This is a genomic window from Caballeronia cordobensis, assembly GCF_001544575.2.
GTDB classification, from domain to species: Bacteria; Pseudomonadota; Gammaproteobacteria; order Burkholderiales; family Burkholderiaceae; genus Caballeronia; species Caballeronia cordobensis.
In genome coordinates this window covers 397,678-421,297 of sequence record NZ_FCNY02000002.1, presented here as the reverse complement: position 1 = coordinate 421,297, position 23,620 = coordinate 397,678, and the positions used below count along the sequence as shown (strand labels likewise).

Below are 23,620 nucleotides of genomic sequence, written 5' to 3'. Positions count from 1 at the left end.
CGCCGCAACGTTCTCCGACACTTTGCGCCAAAGGGTTGGGTAATATGGCAAATCGCCAAACGCGAAGCCCTTCCAACCCTTTCCCGCGTCTATGCAAGCATCCGACTGGCTCCATCTCGGCACGCTCGTGATGGCCGCGCATGTCCTCGGCGTGATCGCCGCGATCCATGCCGTCATCAACACGCGCACGTCGCAAGGCGCGGTCGCGTGGGCCGTGTCGCTCGTCGCGATGCCTTACTTCACGCTGATTCCCTACCTCTTCCTCGGCCGCAGCAAGTTCGCGGGCTATATCGACGAGCGGCGGCTCGAGATCGATATCCTGCGCAGCCGCTCCAAGCCCGCCGAATGGGAATCGGGCGCGCGCAGCGATGCGCCCGACACCGCCGCGCTCGCCGATCTCTCGGGTGTGCGCGGCGAGATCGCGCCGGGACCGGCCGCCTATCTCGGCAATCCGACCATCCGCACGTTGCAGCGGCTTTCCGGCATGCCGTTTCTGCGCGGCAACTCGGCGCGCGTGCTCATCAACGGCGAAGCCACCTTCGCGGCGATCCTCGAAGCCATCGCGGCGGCGGAACGCTATGTGGTCGTGCAATTTTTCATCGTGCGCGCCGACGCGCTCGGCGAGAAGCTCAAGGACGCGCTGATCAGCAAGGCGCAGGCCGGCGTGCGCGTGTACTTCCTGTACGACAGCATCGGCAGCTTCGACCTGCCGCATCGCTACGTGAACGCACTGCGCGCCGGCGGGGTCGAAGCGCATCCGTTCGCGGCCACGCGCAAGTTCGTGCATCGCTTCCAGATCAACTTTCGCAATCATCGGAAGATCGTGATCGTGGACGGCAAGTGCGCGTTCGTCGGCGGGCATAACGTGGGCGTCGAATATCTCGGCGGCAATCCGCGGCTTTCGCCCTGGCGCGACACGCACGTGGAAGTGCGCGGCCCGGCGGTCGCCAGCATCCAGTTCGTCTTCACCGAAGACTGGTACTGGGCGACGCAGCGTCTGCCCGAGCTCGGCCCCGCGCCGCATTCGGACGAGAACATGCACTGCATGGTGCTGTCGAGCGGCCCCGCCGACAAACAGGAGACGTGCTCACTCTTCTTCGTCGAGGCGATCAACGCGGCGCGCGAGCGCATCTGGATCACGTCGCCGTATCTGATTCCCGACGAAGCCGTGTTCTCCGCGCTGAGGCTCGCGGTGATGCGCGGCGTCGACGTGCGCATCCTGATTCCGAGCCGGCGCGACCATCGCGTGGTGTTCGCCGCGTCGCGGCTCTATGCCTACGATCTCGTGCAGGCAGGCGTGCGCATCTTCCGCTACAGGCCGGGCTTTCTGCACCAGAAGGTCGTGCTCGTCGACGATATCGCCGCGTCCATCGGCAGCGCCAATCTCGACAACCGTTCGTTCCGCCTGAACTTCGAAATCACGGTGCTGACGGTCGATCGCGCCTTTGCGCGCCAGGTCGAGGACATGCTGCTCGCGGATTTCGCGCAGTCCTTCGAGATCGATGCCGACGACTACCGTGGCAAGGCGTTCTGGCGGCGCATGGCGATGCACGTCGCGCGGCTTTTCTCGCCGATTCTCTGAGCGCGTTCAGAGGAGCTTTTCGATCTCGTCGGCGATCGCTTCGGGCTTGGTCTGCGGCGCGTAGCGTTTCACGACATTGCCCTTGCGATCGACGAGAAACTTCGTGAAATTCCACTTGATCGCCTCGATGCCGAGCAGCCCCGGTTCCTTGTCCTTCAGATACTTGTAGAGCGGATGCGCGTTCGCGCCGTTCACTTCGATCTTCGCGAACATTGGAAACGTGACGCCGAAGTTCTTTTCGCAAAAGCTACCGATCTGCTGCGCGTCGCCCGGTTCCTGCTTGCCGAACTGGTTGCACGGAAAGCCGAGCACGGCGAAACCGCGCGTCGCGAATTGCTGGTAGATCTCCTGCAAGCCCTTGTATTGCGGCGTGAAACCGCATTCGCTCGCCGTATTCACGATCAGCAGCACCTTGTCGCGGTAGGTGTCGAGGCCGACGGTCGCGCCGTCGAGTGTTTCGGCCGAAAAGCCGTAAATGTCGTTGCTCATGGCGTGCTCCGGGAAGTAAATCGGAAGAAAGTCAGGCGATGCTACCCCGACGCGCGCTCGCCCGCCATTAGCCGAACGGCCGACCCCGGCGACGCGGGCCGTCCGGTCTAAAATAGCGCTTTCCTTCCAAGCCGCGCTCCTTTCGCCGCCATTCCGACGTGATCCGCTTCAATCAGTTCAGCCTGTCCCGCGGCACCAAGCCGCTTTTCGAAGACACCAGCTTCACGCTCAATCCGGGCGAGAAAGCCGGTCTCGTCGGCGCAAACGGCGCGGGAAAATCCACGCTCTTTTCCGTTTTGCGCGGCGAGTTGCACGCTGACGGCGGCGATTTCTCGATGCCGCCGTCGTGGCGCATCGCCCACGTCGCGCAGGAAACGCCAGCGGTGGATCGCAGCGCGCTCGACTACACGCTCGACGGCGACACGCATCTGCGCGCGATCGAAGCGCGCATCGCGTCGGCCTCCGCCGCGCACGACGGCGCCGCCGAAGCCGAAGCCCACGCCGCTTTCGCCGATGCCGACGGCTACACCGCGCCCGCGCGCGCCGAGACGCTCCTGCTCGGCCTCGGCTTCACGCTCGAACAGACGCGCGAGCCGGTGTCGAGCTTTTCGGGCGGCTGGCGCATGCGCCTGAATCTCGCGCAGGCGCTGATGTGTCCGTCCGATCTGCTGCTGCTCGACGAACCGACCAACCACCTGGATCTGGACGCCATCGTCTGGCTGGAAGACTGGCTTGGGCGCTATCCCGGCACGCTCGTCGTGATCTCGCACGATCGCGAATTTCTCGATTCGGTCTGCAACGTCACGCTGCATCTGGAAAATCGCCAGGTGAAGCGCTACGGCGGCAACTACAGCCAGTTCGAAGTGCTGCGCGCGCAGCAGATCGCGTTGCAGCAGAGCGCCTACGAAAAGCAGCAGAAGACGGTCGCGCATCTGCAGAGCTTCATCGACCGCTTCAAGGCGAAGGCGACCAAGGCGAAGCAGGCGCAGAGCCGCGTGAAGGCGCTGGAGAAGATGGAACTGATCGCGCCCGCGCATGCGACCTCGCCGTTCACCTTCGAATTCCGCGAGCCCGATGCCGCGCCCAATCCGATGATGGTCATGGAAGGCGTGCGCTGCGGTTATCACAATGACGCAGGCGGCGAGATTCCGATCGTCGAAGGCGTGACGCTGTCGATCCAGAACGGGCAGCGCATCGGCCTGCTCGGCGCGAACGGTCAGGGCAAGTCGACGCTCATCAAGACGCTCGCGCAGACGCTCGAACCGCTTTCGGGCGGCGTGCACCAGGGCAAAGGCCTGCAGATCGGCTATTTCGCGCAGCATCAACTGGAAACCCTGCGCCCCGACGATTCGGCGATCCAGCATCTCGCGCGCCTCGCGCCCGACACCCGCGAGCAGGAACTGCGCGACTTTCTCGGCAGCTTCAACTTCTCCGGCGACATGGCGACCGCGAAAATCGCGCCCTTCTCCGGTGGCGAGAAGGCACGGCTCGCCCTCGCTCTCATCATCTGGCAGAAGCCGAATCTGCTCCTGCTCGACGAGCCGACCAACCACCTCGACCTCGAAACCCGTCACGCGCTGACGATGGCGCTCGCGCAGTTCGAAGGCACGCTGATTCTCGTGTCGCATGACCGGCATCTGCTGCGCGCCACGACCGATACCTTCATGCTCGTCGCCAAACATCGGCTGAGCCCGTTCGACGGCGATCTCGACGATTATCGCGACTGGCTGCTGCAACACGCCGCCGAAACGCGCGCCGCCGCGAAGGAAGCCGGCGAGGTGCAGGACGCCGGCATCAATCGAAAGGAGCAGCGCCGCCAGGAGGCGCAGGAGCGGCAGAAGCTCGCGCATTTGACGAAGCCGCTCAAGTCGCGCATCGCGAAGATCGAGAAGGAAATGGAAAAGCTCAACGCGGAGAAAGCGGACCTCGACGCGTTCGTCGCCGATCCGGCGAGCTACGAGGCGGCGCTGAAGGCGAAGCTCACCGAGACGATCCGCCGTCAGGGCGAAGTGAACGCGCGCCTCGAAACGCTCGAAATGGATTGGCTCGAAGCCCACGAAGAACTGGAGCAAATCGGCTCATAACGGAGATCGACGACGTGACGCCTTCTCTTACCGGCCTGCGCGTGCTGGATCTGACGCGGCTATTGCCCGGCCCCATCGCCGCCTTGCGGCTCGCGGAACTCGGCGCGGATGTGCTCAAAATCGAACCACCCGGCGAAGGCGACTACGCGCGCACGATGCTGCAAAGCGACGCCGACCGGCAAAGCGGCACGCCGAGCGCGTTCTATCGCATCGTCAATCGCGGCAAGCGGCAACTCACGCTCGATCTCAAGACCGGCGAAGGCCGCGCAAAACTGATCGAACTCGCGCGCGACGCCGATGTGTTGATCGAGAGTTTCCGGCCTTCCGTGATGGCGCGACTGGGCGTCGGCTACGACGTGCTGCGCGAGGCGAATCCGAAGCTCGTCTACTGCGCGATCACGGGCTTCGGCGCCGATGGGCCGTTCGCGCAGAAGGCCGGCCACGATCTGAACTACCTCGCCTATGCGGGCGTGCTCGATCAACTCGCGGCGCGCGACGGCACGCCCGTCGCGCCGAATTTCCAGCTTGCGGACCTGCTGGGCGGTGCGCTCGCCGCCGTCATGGAAATACTCGCGGCTGCATGGCAGGTGGCGCGCGGCGGCGAAGGCCGTTGCCTGAACGTCTCGATGACCCACGCGATACACACGCATAACGTGATGGCGCACATCGCGCTTGCCAACGAGAACGAGGCCTCGACGCGCGCCGGCGCGGGCCTGCTGAACGGCGGCACGCCCTGCTACGACGTGTATCGCACGCGAGACGACCGCTTTATCGCGGTCGGCGCGCTCGAACTGAAATTTTGGCAGACCTTGTGCAACGCGCTCGGCCGCCCGGACTGGGCGGCGCAGCACTGGAGCCTCGGACAGGCGATCGGCGGCGCGGATGCCGCCCGATTGTCGGCGGAACTGGCCGCCCGCTTTCGCGAGCGCACCCGCGACGAATGGATGGCGCTGCTGGAGCCGCTCGATTGCTGCGTCGCGCCGGTGCTCACGCCCGCCGAAGCGGCGGCGCATCCGCTCTTCGAGGGCTGATCAGCGCCGCGGCAGGACTTGGCGCGGCTGACGCTCGTCGTCGATGAGCACGTGTTTGCGACCCGTCACATGCTGGCGAATGGTCGCAACGACTTCGTCCTCGGTGATGTCGGCCGCGACGACCCGCCGCGAGATCTGGCCCTGCTCGTCGATCCATTCGACGATCCGGCAGCCGCTGCCCCAAGGCTGCTGCAGCGGCGCGGAGACGCGGCAACCGCGCAAATGAAACGCGGGCTTCGGCCGGGTTGATTTCAAGTGTTTCAAAGCGTGGTCCTCTCGATCCTTCCAGTCACTTCGCTTCTTGAAACGCCTTAGCGAAGTTGGCCGGGTCCGTAGCCTTGTAAGGATAGAAAAACCGCGCGCCGCTTGGGTTACATTGCGCAACCGCTTTTTTACGGGACGTTACGAAGGGACCGATCACAGCATCGGCGTGAGCGCCCCTTAGTCGAGATCGCGGACGCGGTCGATCGCTTCCTCGATACGGTCCACTGCAATCACCTTCAGGCCGTCGATCGCCTGCTTCGGCGCGTTGGCCTTCGGAATGAGCGCCATCGAGAAACCGAGCTTGGCCGCTTCCTTCAGACGATCCTGTCCGCGCGGCGAAGGCCGGATTTCACCTGCGAGCCCCACTTCGCCGAACGTAATGAGGCCCTTGGGCAGCGGCTTGTTGCGCATGGACGAATGGATCGCGAGCAGCACGGCCAGATCGGCGGCGGGCTCCGTGATCTTGACGCCGCCGACGGCGTTCAGGAACACGTCCTGATCGAAGCACGCAATGCCCGCGTGCCGATGCAGCACGGCGAGCAAGAGCGCGAGCCGGTTCTGCTCCAGGCCGACCGCGAGCCGGCGCGGATTGGGCACGTGCGCGGTATCGACGAGCGCCTGCACTTCGACGAGCAGCGGGCGCGAGCCTTCCTGCGTCACGAGCACGCACGATCCTGCAACACTTTGCTCGTGCTGCGACAAAAAGAGCGCCGACGGATTGGCCACGCCGCGCAAGCCCTTTTCCGTCATGGCGAACACGCCGAGTTCGTTGACCGCGCCGAAGCGGTTCTTGAACGCCCGCACGAGCCGGAACGACGAATGGGTGTCGCCCTCGAAATACAGCACCGTATCGACGATATGCTCCAGCACGCGCGGCCCCGCGAGGCTGCCTTCTTTCGTCACGTGGCCGACCATGATGATCGACGTGCCCGTCTGCTTCGCGATGCGCGTCAGTTGCGCGGCGCACTCGCGCACCTGCGCGACCGAGCCGGGCGCAGACGTGAGCGCTTCCGAATAGACCGTCTGGATGGAGTCGATGACCGCGACTTCGGGCCGCTGCTCGTCGATGGTCGCCTGGATCTTTTCAAGCTGGATTTCGGCGAGCAGCGCGAGATCGCCCGCCGCGCTGGCTTCCCCGATCAGGCCGAGCCGCTGGGCGCGCAACGCGATCTGCGCCCCCGATTCCTCGCCGCTCACATAGAGCGCGGGCCGATCGCGCGCGATTTCCGCGAGCGATTGCAGCAGCAGCGTCGATTTGCCGATGCCCGGATCGCCGCCGATCAGCACCACGCCACCCGGCACGAGGCCGCCGCCCAGCACGCGGTCGAATTCGCCGACGCCGGTCGTGAAGCGCGGCACGTCCGACGCCTCGATTTCGGCCAGCCGACGCACCGGCGAACTTTTCGCGAGCGCCTGAAAGCGGTGATTCGACGTGCTCTGCGCCACCGACTCCGTCAGCGTGTTCCACGCGTTGCATGCGGCGCACTGGCCGGTCCACTTGGGCGATTCCCCGCCGCACTCGCTGCATACGTACAGCGTCTTTGCTTTCGCTACTTTTGCCACACCGAAGCCTTGCCTGATTTCTCGTTATTCGTGGCCCGAAAGCCCGTCTGCCTTATTCCGCGCTTATTCCGCGCGCACCGGCACGCGCTGCGCGATCGCGCACATGAGCTCGTAGCCGATCGTGCCGGCGGCGCTCGCGACGTCGTCGACCGGGAGGTTCGCGCCCCACAGCTCGACGCGCGAACCGATGCCCGCGCCCGGGCACGGCGTCAGATCGACGGTGAGCATGTCCATCGACACGCGGCCGACGAGCTTCGTCCTCACGCCATCGACGATCACGGGCGTGCCTTCCGGCGCGATGCGCGGATAGCCGTCCGCGTAGCCGCACGCGACCACGCCGATGCGCATCGATTCGCCCGCCGTAAAGGTCGAGCCGTAGCCGATGCTGCTGCCCGCGTCGACCGTCTGCACGGCGATCAGTTCGGACTGGAGCGTCATGGCGGGCTTGAGACCGGTGCTGGCGATATCGGCCGTCAAGCCCGACGGCGATGCGCCATAGAGCATGATGCCGGGCCGCACCCAGTCGAAATGCGCATCCGGATGCCACAGCACGCCGGCCGAATTGGCCAGGCTGCGCGCGCCCGCGATGCCTTCCGCGCCGCGCTCGAACGCATCGAGCTGATGCGCGATGCCGCGCGGGCCGTCGGCATCCGAAAAATGGGTCATGAGCGTGATCTGGCCGACGCCGTGCACGGCGCGGGCGCGCTCCCACGCGGCGCGGAACTTCGCCGGCGTGTAGCCGAGCCGGTTCATGCCGCTGTTCATCTTGAGCTGGATGTTGACGGGCTTGGACAGACGCGCCATCTCGAGCATGCGTAATTGTTCGTCGCAATGCACCGCGGTGGTCAGGCTGTAGCGGTCGATCACGTCGATATCGGTCGGCCGGAAGAAGCCTTCGAGCAAAAGAATCGGCCCTGCCCAGCCCAATTCACGCAACTTCGCGGCTTCTTCGAGGTCGAGTAGGCCAAAGCCGTCGGTTGCGCGCAGTCCGGGGAACGCCCGGGCGAGCCCGTGGCCATACGCATTTGCCTTGACGACAGCCCAGACTTTGGATTTCGGCGCGTATTTGCGCGCAATGGCGAGGTTGTTGGCGAGTGCGGCGGTGTGGATCGTTGCGGATAGGGGGCGCGGCATGAGCGTTTGGTGGAATTGCAAAAATCGCGGTCGAAAAGGCGAGCATACGCCAGCGGGAGGCGTCCCGCTGCGCCCGCCACGGCGCCTCGCGAATCAGTATCTTATGAGGAAAGTCGTGCACGAGCGTGTCATTTCTCGCGCGATCGAGATTACTGCTAGTCAGAATGAGCCTATTTTCGTGTTATAAAGCCGTGCGCACAACCCATTTCGAAAGGCATAAGCCCGGACGCCTACCCGGCGTTCGGGGCGGATCACCCGCAGTGAGGAAAGCTTCGGATCAGATGAAAAAAGGTTTTTACACCATCATGGCCGCGCAGTTTTTCTCGTCGCTGGCCGATAACGCTCTACTGATCGCTGCCATTGCACTGCTGAAAGACCTTCACGCCCCGAACTGGATGACGCCGCTGCTCAAGCTGTTCTTCGTCCTGTCGTATGTGATTCTCGCGGCGTTCGTCGGCGCTTTCGCGGATTCCCGGCCCAAGGGTCACGTGATGTTCGTGACCAACACGATCAAGGTCGTCGGCTGCGTGACGATGCTCTTCGGCGCGCATCCGCTGCTTGCGTACGGCATCGTGGGCTTCGGCGCGGCGGCTTACTCGCCGGCGAAGTACGGCATTCTCACCGAGCTTTTGCCCGCCGACCGGCTCGTCGCCGCGAACGGCTGGATCGAAGGCACGACGGTCGGTTCGATCATTCTCGGCACGGTCATGGGCGGCGCGCTCATCAGTCCGCATATCGCGGGGCACCTGCTGGCGCTGCACATCCCGCGGATCAGCACCCCGGCGGAGGCCGCGATGCTCGTCATCATGCTGATGTACGTGATCGCCGCGATCTTCAATCTGCGCATTCCCGATACCGGCGCGCGCTATCCGAAACAGGAAACGCGGCCGCTCAAGCTCATCACCGATTTCGCCGACTGCTTTCTCGTGCTGTGGCGCGACAAGCTCGGCCAGATCTCGCTCGCCGTCACGACGCTCTTCTGGGGCGCGGGCGCGACGCTCCAGTTCATCGTGCTCAAGTGGGCCGAAGTGTCGCTCGGCATGACACTTTCGCAAGCCGCGATTCTGCAGGCGGTGATCGCCGTGGGCGTCGCGGCGGGCGCCGTGCTCGCCGCCGCGCGCGTGCCGCTCAAGCGCTCGCTCACCGTGCTGCCCGTGGGCATCATCATGGGCGTCGCCGTCATGCTGATGGCGTTCTACACGCGCCACCTCTTTCCCGCGCACTGGGGCATCTACTTCGGCAAGATGCACTTCCCCGGCTACCTGCTGATCGCGTATGTGTTCCTGATGGTCGTCGGCGCGCTGTCGGGCTTTTTCGTCGTGCCGATGAACGCGCTGCTCCAGCATCGCGGGCACGTGCTGCTCTCCGCCGGGCATTCCATCGCGGTGCAGAACTTCAACGAAAATCTGTCGGTGCTCATCATGCTGTGCCTGTACGCCGCGCTCGTGTGGCTCGACGTGCCGATCCAGCTCGTCATCGTCATGTTTGGCTCGTTCGTGTGCCTCATGATGTATTTCGTGATGCGCCGGCATCAGGCCAATCAGCGCGCGTTCGATTCGGTCGCGCTGATCGGCGAAGCGCGGCATTGACGCCGCGTTCGCGCCGCTTCACTCTGTCCGCATCATGCCCGCCGATCTTTTCTCCTTCGTGAGCCGCGTGCGCGAGCGCGCGCCGCTCGTGCATTGCCTCACGAACCTCGTCGTCACCAACTTCACGGCCAACGTGCTGCTCGCGCTCGGCGCCGCGCCCGCGATGGTCGTCGCACGCGAGGAAGTCGCCGAATTCGCGCCGCTCGCCCATGCGCTGTCGGTCAATCTCGGCACGCTCGACGCGCCGCAAAGCCGCGCGATCCGCGCCGCCGTCGAGGCCGCCAACGGCGCGGGCAAGCCGTGGGTGCTCGATCCGGTCGCGGTCGGCCCGCTGTCGTTTCGCACCGAGTTCGCGCTCGATCTGCTCGATGCGAAGCCCGCGGTGATTCGCGGCAACGCGTCGGAGATCATCAGCCTGTCGGGCGGCGCGGCGAGCGGACGCGGCGTCGACAGCACCGCCGCCACCGACGCCGCGCTCGACGCCGCGCAGATTCTCGCGCTGAAAACGGGGGCGGTCGTCGGCGTGACGGGCGCAACCGACTACGTGACCGATGGCCGGCGCACGGTCGCGCTCTCCAACGGCTCGCCGCTCATGACGCGCGTGACGGGCATCGGCTGCGCGCTGTCCGCGACGATCGCCGCGTTCGTCGGCACGGCATCGGGCCGCGACGAGTTTCTGAGCGCGACGGTGGCCGCCATCGCGTATTCGACCATCGCCGGCGAGCTCGCCGCGCGCGACGCCGCCCTGCCCGGCAGCTTTGCCGTCGCGTATCTGGACCGGCTCGCGTCGCTCGATGCCGAAGCGTTCGGCAAGACGCTCGTGCAGCGCGACATCGTCGCGGGCTGATCATGCGGGCCGCATTCGACCTTTCGCTTTATCTCGTGCTCGACCCCGTGCAGTGCGGCGGCCACGACGCTGCGCTCGCGGTCGCGCGCGCCGCGCTCGACGGCGGCGCGACGCTCGTGCAACTGCGCGCGCCCGAATGGCACAAGCGCGCGTGGTTCGATCTGGCGCGCGAGCTGGCGCCGCTCGCGCGTGCGCACGGCGTGCCGTTCGTCGTCAACGATCACGTCGATGTCGCGCTCGCCGCAGGCGCCGATGGCGTGCATATCGGCCAGCGCGACCTGCCCGCCGATATCGCGCGGCGGCTGCTCGGTCCCGACGCGCTGATCGGCCTGTCGGTCTCCAACCTCGACGAAACGGCCGAAGCGGATGCGCTCGCGGGCATCGTCGATTATCTCGGCGCGGGCCCGGTCTACGCGACGCCGACCAAAACCGACGCGTCCGCGCCCTGCGGCATCGACGGCCTCGCCGCGATCCGGGCGGCCACGCGCCTGCCGACCGTGGCGATCGGCGGCATTCAGGCGCATAACGCCGCCGAGGTCATGCGCGCCAAACCCGCCGGGCTCGCCGTGGTCTCGGCGATCTGCAAGGCGCCCGATCCGCGCGAAGCAGCCGCTTCGCTTGCGGCCACCATCGCGCAGTCACGCAACTAAGCTCATGGCAATCACGAAACCTATTCCCAATGTGCTCACGATCGCCGGTTCCGACTCGGGCGGCGGCGCGGGCATTCAGGCCGATCTGAAGGCGTTCTCCGCGCTCGGCGCATACGGCGCGAGCGTCATCACGGCGCTCACGGCGCAGAACACGCGCGGCGTGACGGCCGTGCACGCGCCGGAACCCGCGTTCGTCGCCGCCCAGCTCGACGCCGTGTTCGACGATATCCGCATCGACGCCGTGAAGATCGGCATGCTGGCGAACGCGGGCATCGTGCGCGCGGTCGCCGCCGCCCTCGCACGGCATCGGCCGCGGCATGTCGTGCTCGACACCGTGATGATTTCCAAGAGCCATCACGCGCTGCTCGCGCCGGAAGCGGTCGCCGCGTTGCGCGACGAACTGCTGCCGCTCGCGACGCTCGTCACGCCGAATCTGCCCGAAGCGGCCGCCTTGCTCGGCACCGACAGCGCCGCCGACGAAGACGCGATGGTGCGCCAGGGCGAAGCGCTGCGTGCGCTCGGCGCGCGCGCCGTGCTGATGAAAGGCGGCCATCTCGCGTCGAACGACAGCCCGGACTGGCTCATCGAAGCGGGCGGGTCGCTCAGGCTCGGCGGCGCACGCGTGCCGCTCAAGAACACGCACGGCACGGGCTGCACGCTGTCGTCGGCGATCGCGGCGCTGATCCCGCAGACCGGCGATCTCGCCAGCGCCACCGCCGAAGCGAAGCGCTATCTGACCGGCGCGATCGAGGCGAGCGTGCGGCTCGACGTCGGTCACGGCGTCGGGCCGGTGCATCACTTCTACCGCTGGTGGTAGGCGCGGCGGCGCTTAGCCGGCCGACGCCGCGAACGCGCGCGCCGCTTCGGGCCAGCCGTCCGGCACGATGAAGCCGCGCGATTCCTCCGTCCAGTCGCCCGCGTCGTCGCGCGCGTAGGCCGCGATCATCGTCGGCGCGGCCGTGCCTTCCAGACGCGTTCGAATGGCGTCCGATTCCGCGACGAGCGTCGCGGCCGCCGCCGCATCGAGCCGGCGCGACGCGAGCCACGCCATGCGCGGCTGCACGACCCACGCGCGTTCATCGCCGGGGGCTTTTGCGCGCGCCTCGCGCCACTCCGACGCCGTCAGCCACCATCCACGCAGGTGATCGTCGCCGACCTCGGGCGCGGGTTCGGTCCCCTCGCCCTCGACGCCGTGATAGAAAAGCCGCCCCTTGATGAACAATTGCGCGCGCCACGGCCCTTCGAAGCCGAGCGCGGCGAATTCCGCGCGTGTGGTGAGCGCGAGCTGATGCGTGACGAGCCGCGCGTGCTTCAGATCGAAGCGATCCTGCAAATTCGGGCCGACATAGTCCGACAGACGCGCCGCACGAGATGCGTCGCCATCGCCGATATGCAGGTAGAACTTCACCGCGAGTTCCCAATGCAAGCGCGCGCCGTTCGCCGCTTCGAGCAGAAAATCGCATTCGCCGATGGTGCGCCGCTGACGCCGCAACGGCACGTTCGCCGCGACCAGACGCGCCGCGGGACCGTGCGCGAGAAAATAGCGGACGAGACTTTCGGCGTAGATGCCCAGGCGCGTGAACTTGGGATTGCGCGCGTGATCGTGCAGCAATTGCGGCGCGGCGTCGAGCGCGCGAAGCCACGCGAGCGTCGCGTCGCGCTCGGCGTCCGTCGCGAGCGGACGCGCCAGCGCAATGTCGCCCTCGCGAAGCAGATCGGGCGCGAAGAGCAGCCACGCGAGATCGCGCACGGTGACGTCGTCGAAACCGTCGACGAGGCGCGCGAGCCCGCTTGGCGGCGCGGTCATCAGACGCCGTCCTTCTGCGCTCCCTGCTCGACGCCGAGCGCGGCGAGCGCCTCGCGATACGTGTTGCGCGCGAGGCAGAGATCGGCCCACGCCTTCGACTTGTCCTGCAGGCTGCGCAACAGATACGCCGGGTGATACGTGACGATGACCGGTACGCCGCGATACGCGTGCACGCGCCCGCGCATCGACGCGATGCTGGCTTCGTTCTTCAGCAGGCTTTGCGCGGCGAAGCGCCCCATCGCGACGATGACTTTCGGCTTCACGAGCTCGACCTGGCGCTGCAAGTACGGCTCGCAGCGTGCGACTTCATCGAGTTCGGGATTGCGGTTGCCGGGCGGCCGGCATTTGATCACGTTGGCGATATACACGTTCGTCTGCCGCGACAGCGCGAGCGCGCGCAGCATGTTGTCGAGCAGCTTGCCCGCCTGGCCGACGAAGGGCTCGCCCTGCTTGTCCTCGTTCTCGCCGGGCGCTTCGCCGATCAGCATCCAGTCGGCTTCGCGATCGCCGACGCCGAAGACCGTGTTCGTGCGGCGCTCGCACAGGCGGCACAGTGCGCAGTTCGCGACGCGTTCGGCGAGCGCGTCCCAGTCGAGCGTGTGGACGTCGCTCGGCGTGTCGACGAGGGCGGGCTCGGCGTGGATCGGCGCCTCGTCGGTCCAGGGGAGATCGTCGTAAGCATCGAGCAGCGGGATGTCGGATTCGGGCTGTGCAGCGGGCGGCGGCGCTTGCGCAGGCTTCGGCTCCGCGCGCAGTTCGACGGGCGGCGGCGTTTCAGGCGCTTCCGTCACGCGCGGCGCCTCGACGGCGGCCGGCGCGTCTATCACTTCCTCGCGCGCCGCCGCAGCCGCCGCAGTTGCTACTCCGCGACGGACCCAGACCGGCCCGAAGCCCAACTCCTCCACCAGCGATTCATCGAGCGCCATGCGCACTCTCCTTCGAAAACGACAGACGCATGACGATTGCGTCCTCGCGCGAGCGATGCCGCGCGGGGTAATAATTCTTGCGGCGTCCGATGGCGGAGAAGCCGAAGCGCTCGTAAAGCTGGATGGCGCGCGGATTGGACGGCCGCACTTCGAGCAGCACGCCTTCGAGCTTCTCCGCCCGCGTGATGCGCACCGCTTCGCGCAAGAGCGTGAGACCCGCGCCCGCCCGCTGCGCCGACGGCGCGACACACAGATTGAGCAAATGCATTTCGTCGACGACGGGCATCAGCACGCAATAGCCGATCAGCGTGCCCGTCACGTGCCGCAAACAGACGCCGTAATAGCCGTTGCGCAGCGAATCCTGGAAATTGCCGCGGCTCCACGGAAACTCGTAGGCGAGCTTTTCGACCGCGGCGACTTCGTCGAGGTCGCCTTCGGTCATCGGTGTGAGATACCGATCGGCCAGCAGCACCCCGCTCACCGAATCGCCTCCGCGCGAGCCTGCATGCGCTCTGCGGTGGTCTGCGCGACCTTGTCGCGCACATAATCCGGCGCGGCATGCTCGGGCGCGACCGTGCGGCCCGCCCGCAACGCGCGCAAGCCAATCAGCGCGACCGGCAGCGCGTGCGGCAACGCTTCGCGATCGACGCAGGCGGCCGCCGATACCGCCGGCAGGCGCTCGCCGAACGCGGCCGCGGCGTTGCCCGCGAGCGCGAAAGGCGCGTCCGGCAGGGGCAACGCAGCGGGCGCATCGAGCGACGCCGCATGCAAGGTGCGCCATTCGCCGGTGGCGGCATCGAATTCGTAGTCGGCCCAGTAGACCTCGTCCATGCGCGCATCGAGCGCCGCGAGCACGCGCGGCGGGATCGACGGATCGTGCAGCCGCGCACTTTCGGCGCACGCGAGCAGTGTGCTGACCGGCACGACCGGCACGTTCAGGCCGAACGCCAGCCCTTGCGCGACGCCCGTTGCGGTGCGCAGGCCGGTGAACGAGCCTGGGCCCGCGCCGAACGCGATCGCGGCGCAATCGTCGAGTGCGACGCCCGCCTCGTCGAATAGCTCGCGCACGGCGGGCAAGAGACGCGTGCTCGAGACGGCGCCCGTCGCTTCGTGGCGGAACCAGACGCGAACGCCGCCGCTCGCGTAATGAGGCGCGACGGCGGACTGAACGGTTGCGGAGTCGGGAACGGAAGCGGAGTCGGCGAGCAAGAGCGCGACGGAGCAAAATTCCGTCGAGGTGTCGAGGGCGAGCAAAACGGTGCGTGTCATAGCCCGTATTGTAATGCGGGACATGCGCCGCATTCGCGCGATCCATACAAGCGGCGGCTTCCGAAAGGCGTCTGGAAGGCGTCCTCGGTTCGAGGAAAGCCTCGAGAGGCAGCGCTTGCCTCGCTTGCTAAGATCGACCGCTCTTGTCTCGCCATCTTGATAACAACGGAGAATGCATGACCGACATCGACCAGCAATTCGCCCAGGCCCAGACCGACGTGACGCAACTGCCGGAGCGCCCCGGCAATCTCACGCTGCTGCGCCTCTACGCGCTCTTCAAGCAGGCGAGCATCGGCGACGTCAAAGGTGAAAAACCCGGTTTCACCGACATCGCCGGCAAATACAAATACGAAGCGTGGGCCGCGCTCCAGGGCACCCCCGCCGACGACGCCAAGGCGCGCTACGTCGAACTCGTCGAAGCGCTGAAGCGCGGCGAAGCCGCCTGATAGCGACGCACTCCGCATCTGCGCCATCCTGATGCCCAGAGATGGCGCATGCGCCAAAATGTGGCGCAGTGCAGCAAATTCCGATATACTAGCGGCTAGCGCTCGATTGCGAGCGGCACGCCCGACGGGTCAAACCCGCTCGAAGCCGCACGCAGCAAGGCGCCTCGTAGCGTTTCGCCCCAATCCAGTTTAGAAACTGTCCCCTTCCTGCCAGGCCATTGCGCGGTTGTATTGCGCGCAGTTTGTTTCACGGCCCGTCATGCATCAGGCTGACGTCAGCGCTTGCCGTTCTCGCGAACGACCAGGCCTGCCGTGAATCCGATACAGCTTCTAACCAAGATGCTCGCCGCATGTTCGCGCGAGCGGCCCCCGTTTTTCGATTTGCCCGCTGTTTCTTCGCTCGCTGAATCCAACGACTTGGGTATGCCGATTGGCGCCGACGCCTTATTCCCCGTTTCAAGGATCGACATGACTTCGAGCTTTACCGCTAGCCCGTTGGACAACCTCGCAGCAAACATTGGCATGACCCCCGCGTCGGACGCCCCGGCCGCTCCCGCAGTCGAAAAGCCCGCCGGCCCCAGTTTCGAATCCCTCGGTCTTTCGGCCGAAATCGTCTCCGCGCTGACCGCAGCCGGCTATCAGAACCCGACGCCCGTGCAGGAGCGCGCGATTCCCGCAGCGCTCGCCGGCCGCGATCTGCTCGTCTCGAGCCCGACCGGCTCCGGCAAGACCGCGGCGTTCATGCTGCCGGCCATCGAAAAATTCGCGCAAATGCAAAAGCAGGAAGCGCAGCAACCGCGCGCGCCGCGCGATCCGAACGCAAAGTCCGGCCGCCGTCCGCAGCCGATCGCGCGCCCGAAGCTGCTCGTGCTCACGCCGACGCGCGAACTGGCGATGCAGGTGTCCACCGCCGCGACGACATATGGCAAGCATCTGCGCCGCCTGCGCACCGTCAGCATTCTCGGCGGCGTCGCGTATGGCCAGCAATTGATGCTGCTCGCGAAGAACCCCGAGATTCTCGTCGCGACGCCGGGCCGTCTGATCGACCATCTGGAGCGCGGCCGCATCGACCTGTCGGAGCTGAACATGCTCGTGCTCGACGAAGCCGACCGCATGCTCGACATGGGCTTCATCGAAGACATCGAGACGATCGTCGACGCGACGCCCGCTTCGCGCCAGACGCTGCTTTTCTCCGCGACCATCGACAGCAAGATCACCTCGCTGACCGGCCGCCTGCTGAAGGACCCGGAGCGCATCGAGATCGTGCAAAGGCTCGAAGCGAAGAGCAACATCGCGCAGACCGTGCACTACGTGGATGACCGCGATCACAAGGATCGTCTGCTCGATCATCTGCTGCGAGCCGATGAACTCGATCAGGCGATCGTCTTCACGGCGACGAAGAGCGATGCCGATCTCATCGCCAATCGTCTCGCCGACGCCGGTTTCGAATCCGCCGCGCTGCACGGCGACCTGCCGCAAGGCGCGCGCAATCGCACGATCCGTGCGCTGCGCGAAAAGCGTGTGCGCGTGCTGGTCGCGACCGACGTCGCCGCGCGCGGCATCGACATTCCGGGCATCACGCACGTCTTCAACTACGACCTGCCGAAGTTCGCCGAAGACTACGTGCACCGCATCGGCCGTACCGGCCGCGCGGGCCGCAGCGGCACCGCGGTCAGCCTCGTGCACTACGCCGAAATGGGCGCACTGAAGCGCATCGAGCGTTTTGTCCGCGCACCGCTGCCGGTGAATACCGTTGCCGGCTTCGAGCCGCGCAAGGCGCCGCCCAAGGGTGGTTTCGGCGGCGGACGCGGCCGTCCGGGCGGTAATGGCGGCGGTCGTCGCTTCGGCGGCAACGGCGGTGGCAACGGCAGCGGCCGCGGCTACGGTCCGGGCAACGCCAGCGGCTACGGCAACAAGCCGAGCGCCGGTGCGCGCGAAGGCGGCGGCTTCCGTGACGGCGGCTATCGCGGCAGCGAAGGCGGCGGCGGCTACCGCGGCGGCAACAGCGATGGTGGCTATCGCGGCGGCAACCGTGAAGGCGGCTACGGCCAGCGCGACGGCTACAGCGCACGCCGCAACGACGGCCCGCGCGCCCCGCGCCGCGGCAGCTAAGCGGCAGCCGGAAGGCGGTTTCCACACCGCTTTCCTCCGCCTCGAAAAAAACCGATGCCTCGTGCATCGGTTTTTTTTCGCCTTGTCGCCATATTTCACGATATGGAATGACCTTTTGCGTCGCAAAAGATGTGCTGCGCGGCACCATGCCGTCCGTTGCAAGATAGAAAAAGGCGTTTCACGATACGATATAACGCGTGTATATTGTTGAATTCAATAAGGAAAAATAATCCGAAAATCTCCGCCCGAGGGGTGTCTCGCGAGAGGGCATTTGCCTAGACTCTTATATAAGAGTTGAGCAAACGCAGACGGCCGAATCCGGCTCACGGCGCTCAAGTCGTCAGGAACATCGATTCAACATTCGTCGTTCAGTCCAATCTCAAGGAGAAACGCTATGACCTCACGTCAACAACAAGCTCAGCAACTCCAGCAGCAATGGGAAGCCGATCCGCGCTGGAAAGGCATCAAGCGCGGCTACTCGGCGGAGGACGTCGTGCGTCTGCGCGGCTCGGTGCATCAGGAGCACTCGCTCGCTCGCCGCGGCGCCGAAAAACTGTGGGAGTCGATCAACGAGGAGCCGTTCGTCAACGCGCTCGGCGCACTGACCGGCAATCAGGCGATGCAGCAGGTCAAGGCCGGCCTCAAGGCGATTTATCTGTCGGGCTGGCAGGTGGCCGGCGACGCCAACGTCGCGGGCGAAATGTATCCGGACCAGTCGCTGTATCCGGCGAACTCGGTGCCGCTCGTCGTGAAGCGCATCAACAATACGCTGACGCGCGCTGATCAGATCCAGTGGTCGGAAGGCAAGAATCCGGGCGACGAAGGGTATATCGACTACTTCGCGCCGATCGTGGCCGATGCCGAAGCCGGTTTCGGCGGCGTGCTGAACGCCTTCGAACTGATGAAAGCGATGATCGAAGCCGGCGCCGCGGGCGTGCACTTCGAAGACCAGCTCGCCTCGGTCAAGAAGTGCGGCCACATGGGCGGCAAGGTGCTCGTGCCGACGCGCGAAAACGTCGCGAAGCTCACGGCCGCGCGTCTCGCGGCGGACGTGTGCGGCGTGCCGACGGTGCTCGTCGCCCGCACTGACGCCGAAGCCGCCGATCTCGTCACCTCCGACATCGACGACAACGACAAGCCGTTCCTTACCGGCGAGCGCACCGTGGAAGGCTTCTTCCGCACCAAGCCGGGCCTGGAGCAGGCGGTGTCGCGCGGCCTCGCCTACGCGCCCTATGCGGATCTCGTGTGGTGCGAAACGGGCAAGCCGGATCTGGAATACGCGAAGAAATTCGCCGAGGCGATCCACAAGCAGTTCCCGGACAAGATGCTGTCCTACAACTGCTCGCCGTCGTTCAACTGGAAGAAGAATCTGGACGACGCGACCATCGCCAAGTTCCAGCGCGAGTTGGGCGCGATGGGCTATAAGTTCCAGTTCATCACGCTGGCCGGCTTCCACGCGCTGAACTACTCGATGTTCAACCTCGCGCACGGCTACGCACGTTCGCAGATGAGCGCCTTCGTCGAGTTGCAGCAGGCCGAATTCGCCGCCGCCGACAAGGGCTTCACGGCGGTCAAGCATCAGCGCGAAGTGGGCACGGGCTATTTCGATGCGGTGACGCAGACGGTGGAGCGCGACGCATCGACGACCGCGCTGCACGGCTCGACCGAAGACGAGCAGTTCTTCGACAAGAAGGTGGCTTGATAGCAGGCTGAATCAGGGAGAGCGGTGAACAGGACGGCGGCGGTGACGCATGCAGCAATGCGCCACCGCCGCCGTTCAAACGAAAGCGCATCGCGGGTGCGCTTCCGTTTGGGCCTCACCGGTACACGATCACGGGTATCTTGGTGTGCGTGAGCACGCGCTGCGTTTCGCTGCCGATGAGCAGGCTGCCGAGACCGCGCCGCCCGTGCGAGGCCATCAGGATCACGTCGCAGCCGTTTTGCTCCGCCGCTTCGATGATGCCGATATACGGGGCGGCTTCGATGCTCGTCACGCTCGCGCAGGGCACGCCCGCACTTTCGGCGGCGCGCTCGACGGCACGCAGGTGTTCGCGGGCTTCGTTTTCGGCGCGCGCGTGGAAGTCGTCGGGCGGCTCGACGGCGACATCGGCGAACGGCGAATACGGATACTGCGGCAGACACGCATAAGCCGTGATGCGCGCGCCGACGGATTGCGCGAGATCGATCGCGCCGTCGATGGCTTTTTGCGACAGCTCCGAGCCGTCGGTCGGCACGAGGATGTGTTTGAACATGGCGTCCTCTTCTTAACGTGAGTGCATGGTTGCATTGTAGTAACGCGCAGCGCGCGTACATAGGATTCCGAACGGCCTAATCGCCCCAATACCCGGTTGCGTTATACGTATGCTTGAGCAAATCGAGAAAGAGCCGCACGCGCAACGGCAAGTGCCTTCTCTGCGGAAACACCGCATGAATGCCAATGGGCGGCGCGGCGAACGCATCGAGCACGCTGAGAAGACGCCCCGCGCCGATATCCTCGCCGACCTCCCACCACGAGCGCCACGCAAGGCCGCGGCCTTCGAGGCACCACTCGTGCAGCACCGCGCCGTCCGAGCATTCCATCGTGCCGGAAACTTTGATCGTCACGACCTTGCCGTCCTGCTGGAACACCCACCCGCGCTGCTGATTCGCCGACGCGCCCAGCGCGAGACAGTTGTGATGCGCGAGCGCGGCGAGATCGGCCGGCTCGCCGCGCGCGGCCAGATAGTCCGGCGACGCGACGCACACGCGCCGGTTCTCCCCCAGCTTCAGCGACACGAGCGACGAATCCGGCAGTTCGCCCAGGCGCACCGCGCAATCGAAGCCTTCGTTGACGAGATCGACCATGCGGTCGGTCAGATCGAGGCTCACCGACACATCCGGATGCACCGTCGTGAATTTCGGCACCAGCGGCGCGACGTGCCGCCGCCCGAAACCCGCCGGCGCCGAGACGCGCAGGTGCCCGCTCGCCTTCACGCCGCCCGCCGACACGCTCGCCTCCGCGTTCTGCATGTCGTTGATGATGCGCTGGCAGTCTTCGAGAAACGCGGAGCCTTCGAACGTGAGCGTGATCTTGCGCGTCGTGCGCACGAGCAGCTTCACGCCGAGCCGCTCTTCGAGCGCATCCAGCCGGCGTCCGATGACCGCCGGCGCGATGCCCTCCGCCTGCGCCGCCGCCGACAGGCTGCCCTTCGCCGCGACGGAGGCGAAAGTCTCAATCTGCTTGAATCGATCCATGCGTGTTCGTCGTCAATGTGGTCGCTAGCGCTCAGATTAGGTGTCGAAAAGTAAAAGATCAAGTGATTTGGCGAGCCTTTTTCCATCACTCAGATCACGAATACAATTCAACCGACCTCTACACGGAGCGCAAGGCAATGTCGGCCATAACGACAACCGCATCATCTTCATCCGCTTATATCGTCCGGCCCCGCGCAGTCCTCTTCGACGCTTACGGCACGCTCTTCGACGTCCATTCGGTCGTCGCAGCCGCCGAGCAGCTTTTTCCCGGCCACGGCGACGCGCTCTCGCAGCTCTGGCGCCAAAAGCAGATCGAATACGCGCAGTTGCGCACGCTCGCCGATCCGGCGGGCGCGCATTACACGCCGTTCTGGACCGTCACGATCGATGCGCTGCGGCACGCCGCGGCGCGGCTCGATCTCGCCGGCGCGCTGACGCCCGCCGCCGAAAAGCGCCTGATGGACGAATACGCGTGCCTGTCCGCCTTCCCCGACACCGTGCCCGCGCTCCGGCAATTGCGCGAACGCTTCGATGTGCCGCTCGCGATTCTGTCGAACGGCAATCCGCCGATGCTCGACGTCGCCGTGAAAAGCGCCGGCATGAGCGGCCTCTTCGATCACGTCCTCTCCGTTGATGCCGTGCGCGCCTACAAGCCCGCCCCGGCCGCTTACGCGCTCGGCACGCGCGCGTTCGGCGCGACCGAGCTCCAGGCGCGCGACTTCGTGTTCGTGTCGTCGAACGGCTGGGACGTCGCGGGCGCGGCATGGTTCGGCTACACGACATTCTGGATCAACCGCGCCGCGCTGCCCGTGGAGCAACTCGGCGTTGCGCCGGACGCCAGCGGGCGCGGCATGGACGAACTCATCGCCTTTATCGAAAGCGGCTGCGCGAGCCGGAACGCCGCATCGGCAACACCCAAGTCAAAACCAGCAAAACCGTCTGACCGACCAAGGAGAAAACCATGACGCATCCCTCCAACTCGCTTTCGCTTCCGAAAGGCATGGCAATCCCGGCCGACATCAAGCCCGGCTACGAGGCCATTCTGACGCCCGAGGCGCTCGAATTCGTCGCCGCGCTGCATCGTCAGTTCGAGCCGCGCCGCCAGCAATTGCTCGCGGCGCGCGTCGAGCGCACGAAGCGTCTCGATGCCGGCGAACGCCCGGGCTTTCTCGACGAAACGAAGTCGATCCGCGAAGGCGACTGGAAAGTCGCGCCGCTGCCGAAGGATCTGCAATGCCGCCGTGTCGAGATCACCGGCCCTGTCGAGCGCAAGATGATCATCAACGCGCTCAACTCCGGCGCGGATTCGTACATGACCGACTTCGAGGATTCGAATGCGCCGAACTGGGACAACCAGATCGTCGGCCAGATCAACCTGAAGGAAGCAGTGCGCCGCACGATTTCGCTGGAACAGAACGGCAAGTCGTACAAGCTCAACGACCAAATCGCGACGCTGATCGTGCGCCCGCGCGGCTGGCATCTCGATGAAAAGCACGTGAGCGTCGACGGCCAGCGCGTCTCGGGCGGCATTTTCGATTTCGCGCTCTTTCTCTTTCACAACGCGAAGGAACTGATCGCGCGCGGCAGCGGCCCGTACTTCTATCTGCCGAAGATGGAAAGCCATCTCGAAGCGCGCCTGTGGAACGATATCTTCGTCGCGGCCCAGGAGGCCGTGGGCATCCCGCGCGGCACGATTCGCGCGACGGTGCTGGTTGAGACGATTCTCGCCGCGTTCGAGATGGACGAGATTCTCTATGAACTGCGCGAGCACAGTTCCGGCCTGAACGCGGGCCGCTGGGACTATATCTTCTCGGCGATCAAGAAGTTCAAGAACGACACGGACTTCTGCCTCGCGGACCGCGCGAAGATCACCATGACCGCGCCGTTCATGCGCGCCTACGCGCTCGAACTGCTGAAGACCTGCCACAAGCGCAATGCGCCGGCGATCGGCGGCATGTCCGCGCTGATTCCGATCAAGAACGATCCCGCCGCGAACGATCGCGCCATGAGCGGCGTGCGCTCCGACAAGGCCCGCGACGCCACCGACGGCTACGACGGCGGCTGGGTCGCGCATCCCGGTCTCGTGCCGCTCGCGATGGAAGAATTCGTGAAGGTGCTCGGCGACAGGCCGAATCAGATCGACAAGCAGCGCACCGACGTGCAAGTGACCGCGCACGACCTGCTCGACTTCCGCCCGGAAGAGCCGATCACCGAAGCGGGACTGCGCAACAACGTGAACGTCGGCATCCACTATCTCGGTTCGTGGCTCGCGGGCAATGGGTGCGTGCCGATCCACAATCTGATGGAAGACGCCGCGACCGCCGAAATCTCGCGCTCGCAAGTCTGGCAGTGGATCCGCTCGCCGAAGGGCAAGCTCGACGACGGCCGCAAGGTCACGGCCGCGATGGTGCGCGAGATCACCGTCGACGAACTGGAGAAGGTGAAGCAAAGCGTCAGGGCGTCGGGCGCCGACACGAAGCCGTACGATCGCGCCGCGAAAATCTTCGAGGAGATGTCGACCTCGGCGGATTTCACCGAGTTTCTGACGCTGCCGCTTTACGAAGCGATCTGAGCGATTTGAGTGTTGCGGGCG

The 23,620-nt window shown here is 65.7% G+C and carries 22 protein-coding genes; 12 read left to right on the top strand and 10 right to left on the bottom strand.

The annotated features are described in order from the left end of the window. Positions 1-91 precede the first annotated feature (91 nt). Positions 92-1,582 carry a cardiolipin synthase gene (gene cls, locus AWB70_RS05590; RefSeq protein ID WP_053567976.1) on the top strand — a complete coding sequence of 497 codons (1,491 nt, stop codon included), beginning with the start codon at positions 92-94 and terminating at the stop codon, positions 1,580-1,582. Positions 1,583-1,588: 6 nt separating this feature from the next. Here cls and AWB70_RS05585 read toward each other — a convergent pair whose 3' ends face one another. Then, positions 1,589-2,071 carry a glutathione peroxidase gene (locus tag AWB70_RS05585; RefSeq protein WP_053567975.1) on the bottom strand — a complete coding sequence of 161 codons (483 nt, stop codon included), beginning with the start codon at positions 2,069-2,071 and terminating at the stop codon, positions 1,589-1,591. Positions 2,072-2,229: 158 nt separating this feature from the next. On the opposite strand from AWB70_RS05585, the gene AWB70_RS05580 reads away from it, so the two are divergent. Beyond that, a complete protein-coding gene (locus tag AWB70_RS05580; protein WP_053567974.1) occupies positions 2,230-4,155 on the top strand; it encodes an ATP-binding cassette domain-containing protein in 1,926 nt (641 codons plus the stop codon). A gap of 14 nt (positions 4,156-4,169) precedes the next feature. After that, the gene (locus AWB70_RS05575; RefSeq protein ID WP_053567973.1) at positions 4,170-5,186 is read left to right on the top strand and encodes a CaiB/BaiF CoA transferase family protein; all 1,017 of its coding nucleotides are present in this window, start codon (positions 4,170-4,172) and stop codon (positions 5,184-5,186) included. Here the strand turns inward: AWB70_RS05575 and AWB70_RS05570 are convergent, their stop codons facing one another. From AWB70_RS05570 to alr, 3 genes are all read right to left on the bottom strand, one after another. Then, entirely contained in the window at positions 5,187-5,450 is a 264-nt protein-coding gene (locus AWB70_RS05570) for a DUF2866 domain-containing protein (RefSeq protein WP_014191107.1), read from the bottom strand. It abuts the gene before it with no gap. A gap of 177 nt (positions 5,451-5,627) precedes the next feature. Continuing rightward, on the bottom strand, positions 5,628-7,013 hold the full coding sequence (gene radA / locus AWB70_RS05565) for a DNA repair protein RadA (RefSeq protein WP_053567972.1): 1,386 nt from the start codon (positions 7,011-7,013) through the stop codon (positions 5,628-5,630). Between the two features lie 63 nt (positions 7,014-7,076). Continuing rightward, positions 7,077-8,147 (bottom strand): alanine racemase, encoded by a 1,071-nt coding sequence (alr, locus tag AWB70_RS05560; protein ID WP_053567971.1) that lies wholly within the window; start codon positions 8,145-8,147, stop codon positions 7,077-7,079. 281 nt (positions 8,148-8,428) lie between these two features. On the opposite strand from alr, the gene lplT reads away from it, so the two are divergent. The 4 genes from lplT to thiD are packed head-to-tail and all read left to right on the top strand — an operon-like array spanning position 8,429 to position 12,050. Next, positions 8,429-9,736 carry a lysophospholipid transporter LplT gene (lplT, locus tag AWB70_RS05555; protein ID WP_014191104.1) on the top strand — a complete coding sequence of 436 codons (1,308 nt, stop codon included), beginning with the start codon at positions 8,429-8,431 and terminating at the stop codon, positions 9,734-9,736. Between the two features lie 34 nt (positions 9,737-9,770). Further along, complete coding sequence (thiM, locus tag AWB70_RS05550) at positions 9,771-10,583, top strand: hydroxyethylthiazole kinase (RefSeq protein ID WP_053567970.1); 813 nt, start codon at positions 9,771-9,773, stop codon at positions 10,581-10,583. Between the two features lie 2 nt (positions 10,584-10,585). Then, positions 10,586-11,233, top strand: coding sequence for a thiamine phosphate synthase (gene thiE, locus AWB70_RS05545; protein WP_053567969.1), 648 nt, complete (start codon positions 10,586-10,588; stop codon positions 11,231-11,233). A gap of 10 nt (positions 11,234-11,243) precedes the next feature. Further along, entirely contained in the window at positions 11,244-12,050 is an 807-nt protein-coding gene (gene thiD, locus AWB70_RS05540) for a bifunctional hydroxymethylpyrimidine kinase/phosphomethylpyrimidine kinase (protein WP_053568124.1), read from the top strand. Between the two features lie 12 nt (positions 12,051-12,062). Here the strand turns inward: thiD and AWB70_RS05535 are convergent, their stop codons facing one another. From AWB70_RS05535 to tsaB, 4 genes are read right to left on the bottom strand one after another with little or no spacing between them, the layout of a single operon-like run. Next, complete coding sequence (locus tag AWB70_RS05535; protein ID WP_053567968.1) at positions 12,063-13,040, bottom strand: DUF1853 family protein; 978 nt, start codon at positions 13,038-13,040, stop codon at positions 12,063-12,065. Further along, positions 13,040-13,966, bottom strand: a complete 927-nt coding sequence (locus tag AWB70_RS05530) for a uracil-DNA glycosylase (RefSeq protein WP_053567967.1) — start codon at positions 13,964-13,966, stop codon at positions 13,040-13,042. Before AWB70_RS05530 ends, AWB70_RS05535 begins: the two co-directional genes overlap by 1 nt. Beyond that, a complete protein-coding gene (gene rimI / locus AWB70_RS05525; RefSeq protein WP_053567966.1) occupies positions 13,953-14,447 on the bottom strand; it encodes a ribosomal protein S18-alanine N-acetyltransferase in 495 nt (164 codons plus the stop codon). Before rimI ends, AWB70_RS05530 begins: the two co-directional genes overlap by 14 nt. Further along, positions 14,444-15,235, bottom strand: coding sequence for a tRNA (adenosine(37)-N6)-threonylcarbamoyltransferase complex dimerization subunit type 1 TsaB (gene tsaB / locus AWB70_RS05520; RefSeq protein WP_053567965.1), 792 nt, complete (start codon positions 15,233-15,235; stop codon positions 14,444-14,446). The genes rimI and tsaB overlap by 4 nt, the downstream gene beginning before the upstream one ends. Positions 15,236-15,411: 176 nt before the next feature. On the opposite strand from tsaB, the gene AWB70_RS05515 reads away from it, so the two are divergent. The 3 genes from AWB70_RS05515 (at position 15,412) to aceA (ending at position 19,495) form a co-directional block, all read left to right on the top strand. Beyond that, positions 15,412-15,681, top strand: coding sequence for an acyl-CoA-binding protein (locus tag AWB70_RS05515; RefSeq protein WP_053567964.1), 270 nt, complete (start codon positions 15,412-15,414; stop codon positions 15,679-15,681). Positions 15,682-16,149: 468 nt separating this feature from the next. Further along, entirely contained in the window at positions 16,150-17,793 is a 1,644-nt protein-coding gene (locus AWB70_RS05510; protein ID WP_053567963.1) for a DEAD/DEAH box helicase, read from the top strand. A 394-nt stretch (positions 17,794-18,187) separates the two neighbouring features. Next, the gene (gene aceA, locus AWB70_RS05505; protein WP_014191094.1) at positions 18,188-19,495 is read left to right on the top strand and encodes an isocitrate lyase; all 1,308 of its coding nucleotides are present in this window, start codon (positions 18,188-18,190) and stop codon (positions 19,493-19,495) included. Positions 19,496-19,610: 115 nt separating this feature from the next. Here the strand turns inward: aceA and AWB70_RS05500 are convergent, their stop codons facing one another. Then, positions 19,611-20,045, bottom strand: coding sequence for a universal stress protein (locus AWB70_RS05500; RefSeq protein WP_014191093.1), 435 nt, complete (start codon positions 20,043-20,045; stop codon positions 19,611-19,613). 76 nt (positions 20,046-20,121) lie between these two features. Continuing rightward, entirely contained in the window at positions 20,122-21,027 is a 906-nt protein-coding gene (locus tag AWB70_RS05495) for a LysR family transcriptional regulator (protein WP_053567962.1), read from the bottom strand. A 137-nt stretch (positions 21,028-21,164) separates the two neighbouring features. On the opposite strand from AWB70_RS05495, the gene AWB70_RS05490 reads away from it, so the two are divergent. Beyond that, entirely contained in the window at positions 21,165-21,992 is an 828-nt protein-coding gene (locus AWB70_RS05490) for a haloacid dehalogenase type II (protein ID WP_053567961.1), read from the top strand. Then, positions 21,989-23,599, top strand: coding sequence for a malate synthase A (aceB, locus tag AWB70_RS05485; protein ID WP_053567960.1), 1,611 nt, complete (start codon positions 21,989-21,991; stop codon positions 23,597-23,599). Before AWB70_RS05490 ends, aceB begins: the two co-directional genes overlap by 4 nt. Positions 23,600-23,620 lie beyond the last annotated feature (21 nt).

Coding starts and splice junctions, on each gene's coding strand:
- cls (WP_053567976.1), top strand. CDS start 92: ATGCAAGCATCCGACTGGCTCCATCTCGGCACGCTCGTGATGGCCGCG.
- AWB70_RS05585 (WP_053567975.1), bottom strand. CDS start 2,071: ATGAGCAACGACATTTACGGCTTTTCGGCCGAAACACTCGACGGCGCG.
- alr (WP_053567971.1), bottom strand. CDS start 8,147: ATGCCGCGCCCCCTATCCGCAACGATCCACACCGCCGCACTCGCCAAC.
- lplT (WP_014191104.1), top strand. CDS start 8,429: ATGAAAAAAGGTTTTTACACCATCATGGCCGCGCAGTTTTTCTCGTCG.
- thiM (WP_053567970.1), top strand. CDS start 9,771: ATGCCCGCCGATCTTTTCTCCTTCGTGAGCCGCGTGCGCGAGCGCGCG.
- thiE (WP_053567969.1), top strand. CDS start 10,586: ATGCGGGCCGCATTCGACCTTTCGCTTTATCTCGTGCTCGACCCCGTG.
- AWB70_RS05535 (WP_053567968.1), bottom strand. CDS start 13,040: ATGACCGCGCCGCCAAGCGGGCTCGCGCGCCTCGTCGACGGTTTCGAC.
- AWB70_RS05530 (WP_053567967.1), bottom strand. CDS start 13,966: ATGGCGCTCGATGAATCGCTGGTGGAGGAGTTGGGCTTCGGGCCGGTC.
- tsaB (WP_053567965.1), bottom strand. CDS start 15,235: ATGACACGCACCGTTTTGCTCGCCCTCGACACCTCGACGGAATTTTGC.
- AWB70_RS05515 (WP_053567964.1), top strand. CDS start 15,412: ATGACCGACATCGACCAGCAATTCGCCCAGGCCCAGACCGACGTGACG.
- AWB70_RS05510 (WP_053567963.1), top strand. CDS start 16,150: ATGACTTCGAGCTTTACCGCTAGCCCGTTGGACAACCTCGCAGCAAAC.
- aceA (WP_014191094.1), top strand. CDS start 18,188: ATGACCTCACGTCAACAACAAGCTCAGCAACTCCAGCAGCAATGGGAA.
- AWB70_RS05500 (WP_014191093.1), bottom strand. CDS start 20,045: ATGTTCAAACACATCCTCGTGCCGACCGACGGCTCGGAGCTGTCGCAA.
- AWB70_RS05495 (WP_053567962.1), bottom strand. CDS start 21,027: ATGGATCGATTCAAGCAGATTGAGACTTTCGCCTCCGTCGCGGCGAAG.
- AWB70_RS05490 (WP_053567961.1), top strand. CDS start 21,165: ATGTCGGCCATAACGACAACCGCATCATCTTCATCCGCTTATATCGTC.
- aceB (WP_053567960.1), top strand. CDS start 21,989: ATGACGCATCCCTCCAACTCGCTTTCGCTTCCGAAAGGCATGGCAATC.